Source organism: Paenibacillus sp. NPDC057967, assembly GCF_042887015.1.
Lineage (GTDB): Bacteria > Bacillota > Bacilli > Paenibacillales > Paenibacillaceae > Pristimantibacillus.
In genome coordinates, this window is the sequence record NZ_JBHVQB010000008.1 from 146,828 (window position 1) to 162,902 (window position 16,075).

15 protein-coding genes and 1 pseudogene are annotated in these 16,075 nt (G+C 49.1%); 12 read left to right on the forward strand and 4 right to left on the reverse strand.

All coding sequences use genetic code 11. The features are described 5' to 3' along the window. Nucleotides 1-566 precede the first annotated feature (566 nt). The 5 genes from ACFVSO_RS21035 (at nucleotide 567) to ACFVSO_RS21055 (ending at nucleotide 6,119) form a co-directional block, all read left to right on the forward strand. Complete coding sequence (locus ACFVSO_RS21035) at nucleotides 567-3,185, forward strand: family 16 glycosylhydrolase (RefSeq protein WP_387477183.1); 2,619 nt, start codon at nucleotides 567-569, stop codon at nucleotides 3,183-3,185. 236 nt (nucleotides 3,186-3,421) lie between these two features. Further along, the gene (locus tag ACFVSO_RS21040; RefSeq protein WP_387477185.1) at nucleotides 3,422-4,156 is read left to right on the forward strand and encodes a hypothetical protein; all 735 of its coding nucleotides are present in this window, start codon (nucleotides 3,422-3,424) and stop codon (nucleotides 4,154-4,156) included. Between the two features lie 48 nt (nucleotides 4,157-4,204). Beyond that, nucleotides 4,205-4,771 carry a hypothetical protein gene (locus tag ACFVSO_RS21045; RefSeq protein ID WP_387477187.1) on the forward strand — a complete coding sequence of 189 codons (567 nt, stop codon included), beginning with the start codon at nucleotides 4,205-4,207 and terminating at the stop codon, nucleotides 4,769-4,771. 295 nt (nucleotides 4,772-5,066) lie between these two features. Next, the gene (locus ACFVSO_RS21050) at nucleotides 5,067-5,510 is read left to right on the forward strand and encodes an SMI1/KNR4 family protein (protein ID WP_387477189.1); all 444 of its coding nucleotides are present in this window, start codon (nucleotides 5,067-5,069) and stop codon (nucleotides 5,508-5,510) included. Nucleotides 5,511-5,558: 48 nt separating this feature from the next. Then, nucleotides 5,559-6,119 carry an ATP-binding protein gene (locus ACFVSO_RS21055; RefSeq protein ID WP_387477191.1) on the forward strand — a complete coding sequence of 187 codons (561 nt, stop codon included), beginning with the start codon at nucleotides 5,559-5,561 and terminating at the stop codon, nucleotides 6,117-6,119. Between the two features lie 95 nt (nucleotides 6,120-6,214). On the opposite strand, the gene ACFVSO_RS21060 is transcribed toward ACFVSO_RS21055, so the two are convergent. Continuing rightward, nucleotides 6,215-6,982, reverse strand: a complete 768-nt coding sequence (locus tag ACFVSO_RS21060) for a class I SAM-dependent methyltransferase (RefSeq protein WP_387477193.1) — start codon at nucleotides 6,980-6,982, stop codon at nucleotides 6,215-6,217. Between the two features lie 414 nt (nucleotides 6,983-7,396). Between ACFVSO_RS21060 and ACFVSO_RS21065 the strand changes: the two genes are divergently transcribed. The 3 genes from ACFVSO_RS21065 to ACFVSO_RS21075 are packed head-to-tail and all read left to right on the forward strand — an operon-like array spanning nucleotide 7,397 to nucleotide 11,400. Beyond that, a complete protein-coding gene (locus ACFVSO_RS21065) occupies nucleotides 7,397-10,465 on the forward strand; it encodes an ATP-binding response regulator (RefSeq protein ID WP_387477195.1) in 3,069 nt (1,022 codons plus the stop codon). 24 nt (nucleotides 10,466-10,489) lie between these two features. Continuing rightward, nucleotides 10,490-10,948, forward strand: a complete 459-nt coding sequence (locus ACFVSO_RS21070; protein WP_387477197.1) for a GNAT family N-acetyltransferase — start codon at nucleotides 10,490-10,492, stop codon at nucleotides 10,946-10,948. Between the two features lie 32 nt (nucleotides 10,949-10,980). Further along, the gene (locus tag ACFVSO_RS21075; protein ID WP_387477199.1) at nucleotides 10,981-11,400 is read left to right on the forward strand and encodes an immunity 22 family protein; all 420 of its coding nucleotides are present in this window, start codon (nucleotides 10,981-10,983) and stop codon (nucleotides 11,398-11,400) included. A gap of 53 nt (nucleotides 11,401-11,453) precedes the next feature. On the opposite strand, the pseudogene ACFVSO_RS21080 reads toward ACFVSO_RS21075, so the two are convergent. Together ACFVSO_RS21080 and ACFVSO_RS21085 are read right to left on the reverse strand one after the other, a co-directional pair. Next, nucleotides 11,454-11,525 (reverse strand): annotated as a pseudogene (locus ACFVSO_RS21080) (hypothetical protein); the annotation flags it as partial. Between the two features lie 74 nt (nucleotides 11,526-11,599). Continuing rightward, nucleotides 11,600-12,121: a GrpB family protein gene (locus ACFVSO_RS21085; protein ID WP_387477201.1), complete on the reverse strand. Its 522-nt coding sequence runs from the start codon at nucleotides 12,119-12,121 to the stop codon at nucleotides 11,600-11,602. A gap of 219 nt (nucleotides 12,122-12,340) precedes the next feature. Here ACFVSO_RS21085 and ACFVSO_RS21090 point away from each other — a divergent pair, with 219 nt between their 5' ends. The 3 genes from ACFVSO_RS21090 to ACFVSO_RS21100 all read left to right on the forward strand — a co-directional run bounded on the left by ACFVSO_RS21090 (nucleotide 12,341) and on the right by ACFVSO_RS21100 (nucleotide 14,310). Next, entirely contained in the window at nucleotides 12,341-12,838 is a 498-nt protein-coding gene (locus ACFVSO_RS21090; protein ID WP_119801939.1) for an RNA polymerase sigma factor, read from the forward strand. Then, nucleotides 12,819-13,664, forward strand: coding sequence for a hypothetical protein (locus ACFVSO_RS21095; RefSeq protein WP_387477203.1), 846 nt, complete (start codon nucleotides 12,819-12,821; stop codon nucleotides 13,662-13,664). Before ACFVSO_RS21090 ends, ACFVSO_RS21095 begins: the two co-directional genes overlap by 20 nt. Before the next feature lie 154 nt (nucleotides 13,665-13,818). Next, the gene (locus ACFVSO_RS21100) at nucleotides 13,819-14,310 is read left to right on the forward strand and encodes a pyridoxamine 5'-phosphate oxidase family protein (protein ID WP_387477205.1); all 492 of its coding nucleotides are present in this window, start codon (nucleotides 13,819-13,821) and stop codon (nucleotides 14,308-14,310) included. Nucleotides 14,311-14,404: 94 nt separating this feature from the next. Here ACFVSO_RS21100 and ACFVSO_RS21105 read toward each other — a convergent pair whose 3' ends face one another. Then, nucleotides 14,405-15,040 carry a TetR/AcrR family transcriptional regulator gene (locus ACFVSO_RS21105; protein ID WP_387477207.1) on the reverse strand — a complete coding sequence of 212 codons (636 nt, stop codon included), beginning with the start codon at nucleotides 15,038-15,040 and terminating at the stop codon, nucleotides 14,405-14,407. A 180-nt stretch (nucleotides 15,041-15,220) separates the two neighbouring features. Here ACFVSO_RS21105 and ACFVSO_RS21110 point away from each other — a divergent pair, with 180 nt between their 5' ends. Then, on the forward strand, nucleotides 15,221-15,958 hold the full coding sequence (locus tag ACFVSO_RS21110) for an SDR family NAD(P)-dependent oxidoreductase (RefSeq protein ID WP_387477209.1): 738 nt from the start codon (nucleotides 15,221-15,223) through the stop codon (nucleotides 15,956-15,958). Nucleotides 15,959-16,075: the final 117 nt, after the last annotated feature.

Consider the following 16,075-nt stretch of genomic DNA (forward strand, 5'->3'; position numbering starts at 1 on the left):
GGTCATAGCGCTGCTATCTTTTGAGCATAGTGCTGCAATCTAAAATATTGGGTCATAACAAAAACAATTGTACCTTTCAGGAGATTGCGATATTCGTTAGAATAAAGATGTTCTCCCATGTAAGCGGTTTCCTTTACTTGTACACGGACCTATTCGCATGGTCCGTCGCAGAAGCCGCGGGCCCAGATAAAGCGAATGACTCGGCAGGAAAGCTTGCAGTCTAATGGCCTTACAGCAGGTATGCCAGCGGCTATACATGAGCTAGCCATGTATTCGAAGCGGCAATACCCTATCTGTACAAGGGGGCCATGTGGCGCGTCAGCCACCGTATGGTGGCGAGCCTGCCCGGGCTGCACAAGGGAGTAACAGCAGGGTCGTCATGATGGACAGCGCTGACGAGCGAAGCACGTAATAAACAGGGGCAAGCTTGGTCATTAAGGCATAACTGCGCTTAATGGCACAGTTCCCGATATTCAACAAATCCCATATTTATGCTTTTTAATTAATATTATCCTATTAGTCGCAGCAAATCACAAACATCTATGTATTAAAGGAGGACAAATGTAATGCAATATTACCGGATGGAGAATAGATTGAAGCACAGAGTACTGAGTATGTTCTTAGCAATCGCTATGATCGCCAGCGTGGGATTGTTGCCGCCATCCAAGGTACAGGCAGCCGGAACCGCCGTTACTTCAATGGCTTACTTCTCAGCAGAGGATGGGCCTGTCATCTCCAAGTCAGGGGTCGGACAAGCCAGCTACGGATTTGTAATGCCTGTATTCAATGGAGGCTCAGCTACCTGGAATGATGTCTCCGATGATGTAGGCGTAAATGTGAAAGTAGGCGGCAATTGGGTCGACATTGATAGTGCCAGCGGTTATATCTACAACCAGAACTGGGGGCACTGGAGCGACGGTGGCATGAACGGCTACTGGTTCATGCTCTCCGCTACGACCGAGATTCAGCTGTTCTCTAAGGCCAATCCCGGGGTGACGCTGAATTACACGCTTCAATTCCAGAATATTAACAAAGCGACGATTTCGTCGATGGCTTTCACGCAGGGGCCGCAGATTACGGCGGGCTTTACGGGCGGAGCAGGCTTCACTTACCCGACCTTCAACAATAATGCGGCGGTCCCTTATGCAGCCGTTGCGGATGACTTGAAGGTATATGTGAAACCTGTGAGCAGCAGCACGTGGATTGATATTGAAAACAATGCAGCCAGCGGCTGGATTTATGACAATAACTTCGGTCAATTCACGGAAGGCGGGGGCGGCTACTGGTTTACCGTAACCGAGTCCATCAACGTGAAGCTGGAGTCGAAGACCTCCGGTGCAAATCTTGTTTATACGATCGTCTTCAATGTACCGGTCCGGAATTCGTATACCCTTACTCCATATGACGGAACAACCTTTACCGCGGATCAAAGCGGCGTCATCGGCATTCCGCTGCCTAAGATCGACGGCGGTGCGGCGATTGGCACAGAGCTTGGCAAATTCGTCTATCAGATCAATGTCAACGGCCAATGGGTAGATATGGCGAACTCCAGCCAAAGCGGATTCGTCTACTCTCCGAACGGCTACAACAACATGTCCGATGCCAATCAGTGGGGCTATTGGGCTGACTACATCTATGGTCTGTGGTTCCAGCCTATCCAAGTCGATATGCAGATTCGTATCGGCTATCCGCTGAACGGCCAGTCCGGCGGCAGCGTAGGCAACAATTATGTCTACTACACCTTCATTGGCAACCCGAACGCTCCGCGTCCGGATGTGAGCGATCATGACGATATTGAGATTGGCACGCCAACCAATCCGGCGATCCAGAACTGGAACCTCATCTGGAATGATGAGTTTGCCGGCACTCAGCTCGATACGAACAAATGGAATTATGAAACAGGCTATTACATTAGCAACGACCCTAACAGCTGGGGCTGGGGCAATGCGGAGCTGGCGCACTATACGGACAGCTCGCAGAACGTATTTATTCAAGACGGGAAGCTGAATCTCAGAGCGCTGAATGATCCGAAGAACTTCCCTCAGGACCCAACTCGTTATGCGCAATACTCTTCTGGCAAGCTGAATACGAAGGATAACTTCTCCTTCCAGTATGGCAGAGTGGACATCCGCGCGAAGCTGCCAACGGGCAATGGCGTCTGGCCGGCTCTGTGGATGCTTCCGGAAGACTCGGCTTACGGCGCATGGGCGGCATCCGGTGAAATCGATATTATGGAAGCAAAGGGACGCTTGCCTGGCACAACTAGCGGAGCGCTTCACTTCGGCGGACAGTGGCCGGTCAACCGCTACATTGCGGGTGAATACCACTTCCCAGAGGGCCAAACTTTCGCCAACGATTTCCGTGTCTATTCCATGGTATGGGAAGAGGACAACTTCAAGTGGTATGTCGATGGCGAGTTCTTCTTCAAAGTAACAAGAGACCAATGGTATTCCGTAGCTGCTCCGAATAATCCGAACGCGCCTTTCGATCAGCCGTTCTATCTCATTATGAACCTGGCGATCGGCGGATACTTTGACGGACTGCTCAGCCCGGACCCTCAGGATATTCCTGCAACGATGCAGGTCGATTATGTGCGTGTGTACAAAGAAGGCGACAGTGAGAATCCAGGGAATGTATCCGTTACCGGTGTAACGCTGAACCAGACTTCTGCACAAGTGGAAGTAGGGCAGGACGTACAATTGAATGCTACAGTGGCGCCGTCTAATGCGACGAATAAACAAGTAACGTGGACCGTATCCAATTCGAGCGTCGCTTCCGTGAATCAGAGCGGCAAGGTGACGGGACTTGCTCCGGGCACAGCTACGGTCACGGCGACTACCGTTGACGGCAACAAGACAGCTGTCAGCACCATTACGGTGGTGCCTGCAGCGCCCACGGTCATTGTTATTGGCGACGCGGTGCGCGGGCTGAAGAAAATCGGAAACAACCTGCAGTTCTATGTCAATGGCGCCACCTTTGCCGACTTGCACTATAAGATTAATAACGGCGGGCAGCAGAACGTCGCTATGACGTCAGCAGGCAATGGCAACTATACCTATGCGGTCAATAACCTACAGCAAGGGGATACGGTTGAATATTTCTTCACTTATAATCCAGGTCAAGGCGCGCTCGATACGCCATGGTTCACGTATGTTCATGGGGTAACGCAAGGCACGCCTGAGTAAGCGATAACGTGTTACTTGGTCTGGGAATAACAGAGTAATGCCATAGATAGGCGAGGGGAAGCATCGTTTCCCTTCGCCTATCTTGTTATGTCGCCTTACTCATATAGGCTCATGGCATTATGGACAGCAGCTTCCCCCATGATCACGCTAGTCCCTTTTGGCTAAACTTAGCAGTTCAAGCAACTTAAGGCGTGCTGCTTCCGTACATAGAAGAAGCAGGAGAGTAAAGGAGGAAGATGATGTATTTGGTATCACAGCCAGGGCCGCTATCATCGGCTCACATGGAAGCAATAGAGCTGAATTCAGCCGTCTCTTTTCCGCCGGGATATCTTCGGTTTATGAAGCGGTTTGGTTCAGGGACGTACAGGGGTTGGATGAATGTCTACTCACCGGATAACGAGGTGCTTTGTCCTTTCCCGGAATATGAATTATGGGAGCATGATGCTGACAGCCCCATTACACAAGAGCAGATTGGCGAGTGCATCGCAATAGGCCATACCGCAGATGGCGACTTTCTGGCGGTGCATCCGCAGACGAAGCAGCTGTTATGGCTGCCGCGGCATGCGGAGCGTATCGAGAGAGTGGTTGTGCAGGTACAGGAGACGGAGGATGACAGCATGTATGCTTTGTTGCTGGATGACATCTATAGCCAAGTATACGGATGTGGCCAGCAAGGGGCGGTCTATTATGAACCGTGGTCCGAGACGCGGAACCATCGTTTTTTGCGTCTGCCGCCGGGAACGAATGGACTGACGCTTCCGAAGCTGTCAGGAATGTTCCGGGAGGTTTTCCCGCCTGATCTGGTCGTCGAAAATGAATTTACCTGTCTACTGTTCTATCAGGAAATAGGCGGTTATATACGGTTTAATTATGCCTACGGGCAAGAGGTGGCTGTCATGTTTGAAAAGGATGCTGCGCAGGCGTTCGTTACGATGGAGCAATGGTTGTTGTCGCAGGGATGCGTAGGGTAACTTCAACGAGACATGCCAATCATTTGGTCTAATAAGGGAGAGGGGATAGTGGACATAACCTTTGGCTTGGATACACATGGCACATGCGTGGGCCAATTAAAAGACGAGCTGTTGCCGCTCACCGAATTGGCGGAAGCTTGGTCGTTTCCTTATCACATTGCGTTCATGTGGCGTGTATTGCCGGAAAGTTATGAACGCAAGACCTTCAGACGATTCGATAGCCGGGATCAGACACTTACACTGGATATTAGTATCCCCTATGAGCAGTATTTGCGAATGTCCAAAAACGAGCAGCGAGAGGCTCTAGGAATTGGGCTCTATCAATATTTGGTGGAGTCGATTGTGAAGTACAAGAAGTATGCGGGTACGGAAGACCAGCAGCAATTATTGGCGAAGGTGAAGGGCTGGATGCTGGAGAATAATTGGCTGGAGGGAAAGATCGAACAGGCAAGGAAGCTTCTTGCACAAGACATCGGGTTATACGAAGTCAGTAAGCAATTGTGCATGTCCCTGGAGGAAGTAGAGTATATTCTGCTTCGCATGAATGGTTATGAGCAGACTGACGTACATCCTGACAACATCGTCGCAGGGAAAGCGACGCCTTATCATTTGTAAGAACAAGGGTAGTGGTATTCAGCCCATATCGAGGTACTGATGATGAACCAAGGGCAGACGTCGCTGAATAAAGCATTGCTTTATTTGGACCGCGGCAGTCTGTTACGGGGAATGGTTATGTGAGATGGAGAGGGCCAAGGAGTCTGTCGAGTGGCTCCGGCTTGCACTTGAGCGGTCTGCCCTGTCCCCGCATTCTGATACAGATGTGTTGGATGAGGAGATCATCCACGCTCGCGAGTTGCTTGAATGGATGGCAAATAAGTCGTAAGGGTCAAATGACAGGGAGGGTTACTGGATGAATAATGCACTTATGGAGAGGTTAACAACATTTCTTCATCGTGAGGATAATAGTACCTTAGCAGGCACTCCTGCGAGCCAGGAGGAAGTGGCTCATGCAGAGCAGCGGCTGGGAGTAAGTTTTCATGAGGATTATGTGCATTTTATCCGTGCGTTCGGAGGAGCGTATGCAGGCATTGCGGTGCATGCGTTCTCTAATGGCTCTAGTATCGGAAAGGAGACGGTTACCGATATGACGCTGGAATTTCGCGAGCAATGCAAGGAACTGCCTTGTGCGGAGGTTTTACATAAAAGCTATGTCATCTCGATGGACGGCTCCGGCGATCCGATATTTGTGAATCCGGCGGGAGAGGTGCTGATTTGCTATCATGATACCGGGGAGCTTAAGGTTTTGGCAAGATCATTCGAGGAGCTTATTGAAGACAGCTTTTTCGAATGGTGAGCAGGCAGAGGGAGAGCGATTGATGGATTTTGGGATGGAGTTGTGTGTATGAGCAGGTTAGTCATTCTTACAGTAGGCAAAACCCATAGCGGTAAAACGACCTTTGCCATAGCGTTAGAGCAACAGCTTCAGGATGCACTTGTCATTGATCAAGATAACCATGCCGAATTCATTAATACCTATTATAGAACCCTGTTGCCCGCACATGGGCCCAATAGAATCAAGTTTGCCTTGACCCAGACCATTGTAGAGTATGCTATTCATCAAACCGGGCTTCATCTGATTCTTTGCAATTCCAATCGTAATTGCAAAGATCGGTTAAAGCTGCTTTCCAAGTTTCACAATGAAGGGTTTATCCGAATATTGGTTCATTTTGATCTTGCCGGTGACATTATTCAAGCGCGAGTCGCTAACAGTACCCGGAGCACAGCCATATTCAGGAGTGCTTCCACGTTTGAAGAGGTATTTCATCGGCAACAAGCAGAATCACTTAACGATGCTGACTATGCACCTCAAGAAGATGAAGCGGAATATATTTTTGTGATCAAAGACTCTAATGACGTTCAGTCGGTCATTCAACGTATAGCAGCGATTTCTCGCAATGAATAGGGTTCATAGAGCATGAATAAGGCCCGACAATGGATCATCCCAAAAAGCCATCCTCTAAAGGATGGCTTAAATGTTCGGATTATTACTTTAATCATTTAAGCTCTAGTTGCTTCAAACACATACGTCTGGTTCGCTTGGGCAGGCGCCTGGCCATATTCGAAATCAGCGGATACAACTACATTCGAGAAGCCGATGCTTTCCAAAACAAGCTTAAATTCCTCAATCCCGTACCAGCGCAGGCCAAAGCGCTGCAACTCCGTCTGAATCAAGGCCCCGTCGCGCCACTTCTCATATCGGAGATGGGAGACCTTGTATTGATGAAGCAGATCCGCTTCTACGAGCTTCTCCTCCAGCGTAATGCTGTCGCCATTCGGCAAACGGAAGGTCGATGTTGGTCCAACCTTGCCAACTTCGAAATTAGCGTCAGGCAGGAACAGATCCAGAATGAGACGTCCGCCTGGCTCAAGATGCTCATATAGGCGCTTCAATACGTTAATGGATTCCTCGCGTTTCTCAATAAGCAAGAAGGAACCCGCCGGGATAATGATCGCTTCATATCGCTGGGGCAGGGACAACTCTTGAAGGTCTGCCTCGTATAGATTGGCGATGAGCCCTCTTTCCTCTAGGCGCTGACGGCATGAAGCCAGCATTTCCGGAGAATAGTCCACGCCATCTACTAGAAGCCCAGCTTCAAGCAGCGGGATGATGACCCGTCCGGACCCGACCATCGCCTCTAGAATACGCCCTTTGCAAGGCTTAAGTCTGTCGCGGTAGTAGTCAAGTTCTCTTCCCAAAGATTGACCGACCTTTTTCGTCAGGTCATAGACCTCTGTACAAAGCTCACCATAATAACTAAAAGACATATTGTTTTCCCTCCGTAATTTGAATGTATGACGGATAGGGATGGGTTGGAATTATCCCTTCCGCACCTTATAAATGGACATCGCGGATGTAAGGACTGTCATATCAATCACACACCTTCTTGTAAAATTAATCCTATTATAGGCCTCTGTTAGGAATTGTACAATGTTACTAAACGTTTTAAACTGAACTTTCTATTAAATGATGACAAAGCCATGCGTTATGGATGAATAAATGAACGGATATCCTGGTTCATTCTTTTTTTGTTTCTGCCGAACACCCAACATCTGTTAAGTTTGTATCGTATAATAGATATAATGTTAGCCTTTATATGAATGTCTTTGAAGAATAGGACTAGGAGAGAAGACCTCTTGCCACGTTATTCATTAAGATACCCATTTAAGAAAGCACGCATTATGATCATGCTACTGATAGTTCTAGCTGTTGCATCGGGCTTACGGCTGTTATGGATGGAATGGTTCCATCTGCAGAAACAGGTATCCATTCAAAATGGACAGTTGGACTTACGCGATTGGCATGCAGAGAATGGAGATATTCTCTTGCTTGATGGGGAGTGGGAGTTTTATCCTTCTCAATGGCTCATGAAAGGCAACCGGCAGCAAGCAACCGGAGAGCGTAATTCGACACTCATTCAAGTTCCAGGCGGATGGAACGACGCGCTGAATGAGCAGCGGCCGACCCCATACGGCTTTGGTTCTTATCGCTTGCTTCTATATGTAGACCCGGCGAAGGACGAGAACTACAGTGTTCGAGTGCCGAGCGTGCGAACTTCATCCGAGTTATATGTCAACGGCAGACTCCTTGCCGGAACGGGACGTATCGCTGACGCGGAGCATGATTATATAGCGAAAAACCTTCCTTATTCTACAACGTTTACAGCCGATGAGAATGGTGTTATCGAGCTTGTCATTCAGGCAGCCAATTACGTGGATAGCCGCAATAGCGGTATTGCGCGGTCGATTAAATTCGGCTCGGAGGAAGCGATCGCCATGGAGATGAAAATCTCTGTATCAATGCAGCTTCTGGTCACGGTAATCTTTCTCATGCATTCGGCTTACGCGTTTATATTATTTTTACTCGGAAATAGAGAGAAGAAGCTGCTTTACTTTTCTCTGCTGACCGTGTGTATCTCATTTGCTAATCTGTTAAGCAACGACGAGAAGCTGTTCCACCAATTGTTTTATATCGGTACCACCTGGGATTTCCGGTTGGCGAATTGTGCCTTAATGTTGGGTGTCTATGCTTTGCTGCAATGCACGAATCATCGCGAGATTCGGTATTGGCGTCGTATGTACCCTTTCGTGATGGTCATGATATTAGGGTCTGCCAGCATAACGTTGTTCTTGCAGCCCGATCAGATTATTCAGCTGTTTCCGGTTTATACACTAGGTGGAGCTATAGCCATTATCATTACGATCATGGCCATCTTCAAAACCGTGGTAAAGGATATTAGGAGCAACCTGCTGTTGCTTGTTGCCTTACTTGTGCTGGTGCATCATTTTGCATGGTCGTTGTTTTGGCGGGATAGCGGCCTCAGTCTGGTATACTATCCGTTCGATCAGATTTTTGCTATGGGATGCCTGGCTTCTGTCTGGTTTAAGCAATACTTCAGTATGCATGCCCATACGAAAGAGATTGCATCCACCTTGCAGCGTATGAATGACCACAAGGATCAATTCCTAGCCAATACGTCGCATGAATTTCGCAATCCGCTTCACAGCATTTTGAATATGTCACAGACGGTCTTGAATCGAGAGCGGCATTTGTTGCAGAGCAGGAGCGTCAAAGAGCTTGAAACGGTACTGGCCGTAGGGCGCCGGCTCACCTTGATTCTTAATGATTTGATTGATGTCATGAGCTTGCGGGAAGGCAATCCGCGCCTGCAAAAAACATCCGTCTCGATTCAATCTATCGTGACCGGCGTACTGGATATGCTGAGCTATAATGCAGAAGTGAAGTCGATTCACATCACGAATGGAATCCCGGTAGATTTCCCTCCTGTCTATGCGGACGAAAATCGTGTTATACAGATCATCTTCAATCTGCTGCATAATGCCGTGAAGTATACGAATGAAGGAAGTATTGTGATTCAGTCTGCCGTCAAGGACGGTAGAGCGTATATCCGAATTACGGATACAGGGATCGGCATGGATGAAGAGATGCTGAAGCGCCTATTCCGTCCCTATGAGCAAGCGGGTAGAAGCGAAACCATGATTGAAGGGGGCTTTGGCTTAGGCTTAAGCATCTGCAAGCAGTTGGTTGAGCTTCATGGGGGAATGCTGGATGTGTCCTCTGCAGCAGGGGAAGGCTCCACCTTTACCTTCTCGTTAGAGCTTGCTGAGCTCGGCGCTAAGAATGAGGTCGCCGCTGCGAGCTCATTCGAGCCGGTGAATAGGCCATCGCTGCCGATGGAGGACGACTCTATTCCTACGGAGAAGACCGTTCCGCTGCTTCATGAAATTACAGCCAATTGCCCCCGTCCGTGTCTGCTTATTGTGGATGATGACCCTGTCAATCTTCAGGTGCTGGAATCGATTCTGTCGTCGGATGAGTACGATGCCACGATGGTTACAAGCGGCAAAGAAGCGTTGGCTGTACTGAATCAGAAGGAGTGGGATTTGGTCATCTCGGATGTCATGATGCCGCAGATGTCTGGCTACGAGCTGACGCGAATCCTTCGCGGTCGCTTCTCGCTTACAGAGCTACCCATTCTGCTCATCACGGCAAGAAGCCAGCCGGAAGATATTCGCGGCGGTTTTATGGCGGGGGCGAATGATTATGTAACCAAGCCTGTGGAAGCGATAGAGTTAAAATCACGGATCGAGGCCTTAATTACAATCAAACGATTTGTTCGGGAGCAGCAGCGGTTGGAGGCGGCATGGCTTCAAGCGCAAATCCAGCCTCATTTTTTATTCAATGCACTAAACGCTGTAACTGCATTAAGCAACATTAACTTGGATAAGATGCGTACGCTGCTTGAAGAGTTTAGCAATTATTTGAGGAATAAATTTAGATTTACCAATATGGATGGACTTGTTCCGATTGAGGAGGAGCTAAGTCTGGTGAACTCTTATCTATTTATTGAACAGGTTCGATTCGATGAAAGGCTGCAGGTGATTTGGGAGATAGAGGATTGCAAAGCATTGAAAGTCCCGTTCCTGTCGATCCAGCCTCTGGTGGAGAACGCGATCATGCATGGCGTAATGAAGCGCAGTCGAGGCGGCAAGATCTATATTAGGATTGCTGTCCATGAATCGTATGCAGAGATAACCGTTGAAGACGATGGAGTCGGCATGGACGAAGCACAAGTGAAACGGCTATTCGAAAGAACGGCGGACGGCAGGACAGGTGTCGGATTGATCAATACGGACCAGCGATTAAAGCGTCATTTTGGAACCGGACTGCATATCAGCAGTACGTTAGGTCAAGGAACAAGGATAACCTTTTATGTTCGTAATAAGTAAAAGGGGATTGGAGGAGGCGGCACCATGGCGATTGTGCGATTGGCTGAACTGGAAGATGTCGATCAACTTGTTCGAATGCGGTGGGAGTTCTCAGAAGAGGAAACGCAAAGCGGAGCCCGATATGAGGAGTTTCATACTGTGTGCAGCTCGTTTTTGACGAAGGCGATCGGTGGCGGAGATTGGCACATATGGGTTGCAGAAGCGGACGGGAGCATTGTCTCTCACATGTATCTGCAATTCATTCATAAAGTACCAAGACCGGGGAAGTCGCCCGATCCTTATTTCGGTTATGTGACCAATGTCTATACTCGGCCGGAGTTCAGGAGTCAGGGAATAGGCAGTCAAATTCATACCGCGATGGAACAGTGGGCCAAGGAGAATGCGGTTGAGTTTCTTGTGTTGTGGCCTAGCAGCGGAAGCATCGAGTTCTATGCAAGGAATGGCTTCTCGCGATGCGAGGAAGCTATGGAGAAGCACTGGTAACGAACTATGAATAGACGGGTGGTGGGGTGGAGATGCAACATATTGTGACCGTATGGGGAGCGAGGTTCTCCTCAGAGGACGAGCTGGCCGCTTTTGTTGAGACTCTGTATGACGAGGATGGAGAGGCTCAGCCGTCAGTATTTCTAGACAACATAGGGTGCTCCTGGTTGGACGATGACTTTCTGGAGCTGCATTTTTTGAGTGATGCAGAAGAACGGGCTGCTTTTGTCTCATACTTGCGGTCGGAGTATGCCCCGCATGATGCATTCGCAGATCAACTGCCCGCCACGATCGGTGAAGCCTTGGAGGGCTACAACTCCATTATTCTCGTATCGGGTAGCAACTCGTCGTATGGTGCGATCAACGAAGAGCTATTCCAAATTGCCAAGACAGGTGCGCAGCCTGGTTCCCCGGCGGTTCTCCTTGCAGCAGTGGAGTATGAGAGCCGGTAGGGAGTTAGAGGCTGACTTTGGTCCATACTGTACGTGTTCATGAACTCTAGGCTATAACGAAGTAATTCAATGTCTTCGAAGTCGAGCCAATTATAGGAGTCAGTCAGCCCGAACCAATGGAGCATAAGGTTATTTTCTTGCCCCCAAGCTGGATCTTTGTAGGCGGTTTGAGCACGAATTGAATCATAGAGCAGTCTCCTCAATTCCCGCTCTGGCTGTACCACTCCAAGGCCTTTCTCTCCAACTCTTTCACAAAGGCATCCTTGCCGTTCATATAAGCTTCGATGTCCCTCGGAAAGCGGACAGCGAGGCTTTCTTTTAATCCTCCATAAAGATGTGCTTCATCCGGATGCATCCGAAGGTAATCTCTGACGGCCAGATGGCGAGTAGTATCCACCAGGTTATCCTCCTGAAATATGTGCACCTGATGTGTGCGATGATCGCCGCCTTTTCGAAAATATCTTCTTCCCTTCATGCCCAACTCTCCCATGCATTCATAACCGAGCGCTTTCATGGACTCATTATACAAATCTACATTACCAATATCCCGAGCTACCGGCATGATATCGATGACCGGCTTGGCATTTAGCCCAGGGACAGAAGTACTGCCGATATGATGAATGGCAATTAATTCATCGCTGAATATCTGCTTGATCCGATTGGATTCCTCATTAAATTCACGTACCCAATCCTCACGGTAAGCTGTAACTACAACATACATCTACATACCCTCCTTAGGTCAACCAGATCGTCATTCTCTTCCTACTATACCGCTCTGGCCAGACTTATGGTCAAGCGGTTTCTTTAAATAAACCCTGGAACCTTTTTTCGCCTATACCGCGTTTATTTAATCAAAAATAGCCGGATGCTAAAAAAAGTTTGGGCATGATGAAAAATATAAGCCTCCTCAGTTGTATTAAAAGTGAAAGGAGGTGCTGAGGTGTACAATTCATATGAGCTCAATGAATCTGTACGGCGGGCCTTGGATCTATATTCGCAAAGCATGATCAAGATTGCTTTTACGTATTTGAAAAATATAGCGGACGCGGAGGAAGTGGCGCAGGATGTATTCCTGACCTACTTGCAGAAGCGCCCCGTCTTTGAAAACAGTGAACACGAAAAAGCATGGTTGATTCGAACAACCATCAATAAAAGCAAAAATATGCTGAAAACCGGATGGTTCAAAAGCAGGAATCCTGTTCCCGAACACTTAAGCTACCTCCCGAAGGAAGAAAATGAGGTTCTTCAGGCCGTACTGGCGTTGGACAAGAAGTATCGAATTCCGATTCATCTGCACTATTATGAGGGATATTCTATCCAGGAAATTGCAGCTATTATGCGGACCAAGTCGGCAACGGTTGGAACATGGCTTGCAAGAGGACGCCTTATCTTAAAAGAAAAGATTGGAGGCCTGGAGGATGAAGAAATCAGTCTATAAATCTGCGATGTCCCGTGTGAAAACAAGCGAGGATTTTCAAGAAGCAACGTACCGGAAGCTGATGAACGAAATGGATAAATCCACACCATCAACTAGAAACGATCAAAAGGAGCGGGTTAGAATGATGAATACAGCGAAAAAAAGAACGATTACAGGTTGGACGGTTGGAATTGCGGCATGTGCGGTATTGTCAGTTAGTCTGATTGCGACGAACCAGCAAGCGCCTACCCTGCCGACTCAGCCCCCGACGACGATTACACAGCCTCCTATCTCGGGCAAAGTAGCGGTGAATATCGATGGCGTAATTACAGAAGTGAGCGCGGACGGCAAAAGCTTCAAGATCGACGATCTGTGGGTTCAAGTGACGGATCAAACGAAGCTGGGCAGCAACGAGCCGACGGCTACAGCGCCTTCCGAAGAGCTGCTGCAGAAGGAATTCAAAGTTGGCAACGTCGTCTCGGGCTACACCTCTCAGGATGTAAGCAGCGGCAAAGTAACGGCGGACGTCATCTACAACAACATGACTCCGGCGAAGGAAGAAGCAAGCGCCCCGCCGATTACCGGCAAGGCTATGGTGAACATTGATGGACAGATTACAGAAGTAAGCGCGGACGGCAAGAGCTTCAAGGTCGGTGATCTGTGGGTAACGGTAACGACTGACACGATTCTGGGCATCCCCGGCCCAACTGCTGCCGAGCCATCGGAAGAGCTGCTGCAGAAGGAATTCAAAGTCGGCAATTTCGTATCAGGCTATACATCGGAGGATCTGAGCACAGGCAAAGTGAATGCAACACGCATCTACAACAACATGGCTCCGCAGCAATAAGAACAGGAGCTCCAGCATTCAGGATGATCAACGGCAAGATCGCAACCTTAGGGGGGCGGTCTTGCCGTTTTTTTGTATGAACGGATGGAGAAAGCTGGCCGATCTTCCGAATGGAAGGGAGGCTATCAAGGAATCCTAAGGCGAGGTGATCAGAATGAAAGAAGCTAAGACAGAGCGCAAGCAGGCCATTCAAAAGGTTCGAGAATTGATCAAAGGCATTGATACAGCTATGCTGACGACCATCTCTGGCGAAGAGGGGCTTGTATCCCGTCCCATGAAGACACAGGAAATCGAGTTCGACGGAGATTTATGGTTTGTGACGATGAGGGATACTGCCAAGTTCCATGAAATACGGAGCAACCCGAGCGTGAATGTCTCGTATGCAGGACAATCCTATGTATCGATTAGGGGTAAGGCTGAGTTTGTGGAGGACTTGCAGAAGAAGAAGGAATATTGGAACAAAGCCTATGAAAAGCTGCTTCACGCTTCCTACGATGACCCCAACGTCGTCCTTATTAAGGTGAATGCGGAGACAGCTGAATATTGGGAGAGCGGCAGCGTGATCAAGTCGGTGAAGCTGCTGTTGCATCAGTTGACGGGAGCGGGAGGGGACAGCAAGCTGAATGAGACTGTTCAGCTAAGGTAGCTAGCCCATAGCGGAAAGTATTCGCTTGTTGCCTCGCCATAAGAACCGGAGTCCGCTCATTCACGGCTATCCTCATGGTGTAGGGCTGTAACAGTTATCGTATCGGGGGGTGCTGAGGATCATCTGAAGCGCGTCCCACATATTCCACAGCTTGCATATGAGTTTTGGTCAGAGCGATGATCTCCTGGATGAACTCTTCCTGAGATGCCCGGAACCCTGTCTCAATCCAGTGGCGCACCAGCCCGTAGAAGCCATAGGCCGTGTAGCGCTTGAAGTAATCCATGTTGACGGGCAGCCGATTGATCGTCTCGAAACGGAATTGCTCCTGGTAGATATTCAATAGCGTCTGAGGAAATCCCGTATGGAGCCCTGGCAAGGTGTCCTCGTACATGATCAGCTCGAAAAAATCGCGGTTCTCGTAGATGTACGACAGAATGCGGAAGGATGGGGCGCCGAGCTTGTCCGTATATACCTTCTGTCCGGGCTGGTACGGTTCCCCGACAGCCCCTTCAAGACCTTGCAGCATCGTATTCAGCAGATCCTCCGTCAGCTCGATCTTGTCTTGATAATGCACATAGAAGGTGCTCCGGTTATAGGCTGCGCCTTCAACGATATCTTTTACGGTGACCGCATGATAGCCCTTCTCCTTCACCAGCTTGATGAAGGCAGACTTCAGATGCTCTCTTGTCCGGTTTTGCCGCCGGGTTGCGGCGTTTCGTTCGTTATCCATCTCCATACCCTCCTTCGAAAAAAGACACTTTTCCTGGGAGTGTCGACCAATGCGACACATCGCAAAAGGTTGCTGATTGTGATCTATAGTCAGAATCGTACAATGAAATTGTAGTCCAAATTAATCAGAGACGTATAGCTTCTGCAAGCATACGATTCTATTATACGGGAGGATTCCTAAATGGGTAAACTGAACAACAAAGTGGCAGTCATCACAGGCGGAGCATCTGGCATCGGTGCCGCAACAGCGCGCCTGTTCGTCTCCGAAGGAGCTAAAGTAGTATTGGTTGACTTGAACGAAGAGAAAGGCAAGGCGTTCGAGCAGGAGTTGAAAGCGGCTCAGGCGGATGCATTGTTCGTAAAGGCTAATATTACAAGTGAAGAAGAAGTAGCAGGCGTGTTCCGCCAGGCGCAGGATGCCTTCGGGCGTGTAGATATTGTGTTCAACAACGCGGGCATTGGACGTGTGCAGCCGACGCATGAGCTGGAGTATGCCGAGTGGCGCAACACGGTGAACGTGGACCTTGACGGTGTGTTCCTGGTCGCTCGTGAGGCGATTCGGGTAATGCTGGCATCCGGAGGCGGCACTATCGTCAATACCGCTTCGATGTACGGCTGGGTCGGTTCCCCAGGCTCTGCCGCTTATAATGCGGCCAAGGGCGGCGTTGTGAACTTGACGCGTTCGCTTGCGCTTGAATATGCGGAGAAGAATATCCGCGTGAACGCGCTGTGCCCGGGCTTTATCGATACGCCGATTATTCCGGAAGAGAGCAAGCAGGCGCTATCCGCCATGACGCCGATGAAGCGCCTCGGCCAAGCAGAAGAGATGGCGAAAGCAGTATTGTTCATGGCCAGCGACGATTCTTCCTTCATGACGGGCGGCAGCCTGATCGTGGATGGCGGTTATACGGCTCAATAATGACCCATTTTATGGCGAAAGCCTGTTACTCACTCTTATAGTGGGCAGCAGGCTTTTTTTTCTACAAAAGCCCTTGAAAGTGACGTTGCGTCATTTTGTATAATCAACCCAGAACAC

What these genes read in the sequence shown, in the direction of transcription:
- ACFVSO_RS21035 (WP_387477183.1), top strand. Translation starts at nt 567, where the DNA reads ATGCAATATTACCGGATGGAGAATAGATTGAAGCACAGAGTACTGAGT.
- ACFVSO_RS21040 (WP_387477185.1), top strand. Translation starts at nt 3,422, where the DNA reads ATGATGTATTTGGTATCACAGCCAGGGCCGCTATCATCGGCTCACATG.
- ACFVSO_RS21050 (WP_387477189.1), top strand. Translation starts at nt 5,067, where the DNA reads ATGAATAATGCACTTATGGAGAGGTTAACAACATTTCTTCATCGTGAG.
- ACFVSO_RS21055 (WP_387477191.1), top strand. Translation starts at nt 5,559, where the DNA reads ATGAGCAGGTTAGTCATTCTTACAGTAGGCAAAACCCATAGCGGTAAA.
- ACFVSO_RS21060 (WP_387477193.1), bottom strand. Translation starts at nt 6,982, where the DNA reads ATGTCTTTTAGTTATTATGGTGAGCTTTGTACAGAGGTCTATGACCTG.
- ACFVSO_RS21065 (WP_387477195.1), top strand. Translation starts at nt 7,397, where the DNA reads ATGATCATGCTACTGATAGTTCTAGCTGTTGCATCGGGCTTACGGCTG.
- ACFVSO_RS21070 (WP_387477197.1), top strand. Translation starts at nt 10,490, where the DNA reads ATGGCGATTGTGCGATTGGCTGAACTGGAAGATGTCGATCAACTTGTT.
- ACFVSO_RS21075 (WP_387477199.1), top strand. Translation starts at nt 10,981, where the DNA reads ATGCAACATATTGTGACCGTATGGGGAGCGAGGTTCTCCTCAGAGGAC.
- ACFVSO_RS21085 (WP_387477201.1), bottom strand. Translation starts at nt 12,121, where the DNA reads ATGTATGTTGTAGTTACAGCTTACCGTGAGGATTGGGTACGTGAATTT.
- ACFVSO_RS21095 (WP_387477203.1), top strand. Translation starts at nt 12,819, where the DNA reads ATGAAGAAATCAGTCTATAAATCTGCGATGTCCCGTGTGAAAACAAGC.
- ACFVSO_RS21100 (WP_387477205.1), top strand. Translation starts at nt 13,819, where the DNA reads ATGAAAGAAGCTAAGACAGAGCGCAAGCAGGCCATTCAAAAGGTTCGA.
- ACFVSO_RS21105 (WP_387477207.1), bottom strand. Translation starts at nt 15,040, where the DNA reads ATGGATAACGAACGAAACGCCGCAACCCGGCGGCAAAACCGGACAAGA.
- ACFVSO_RS21110 (WP_387477209.1), top strand. Translation starts at nt 15,221, where the DNA reads ATGGGTAAACTGAACAACAAAGTGGCAGTCATCACAGGCGGAGCATCT.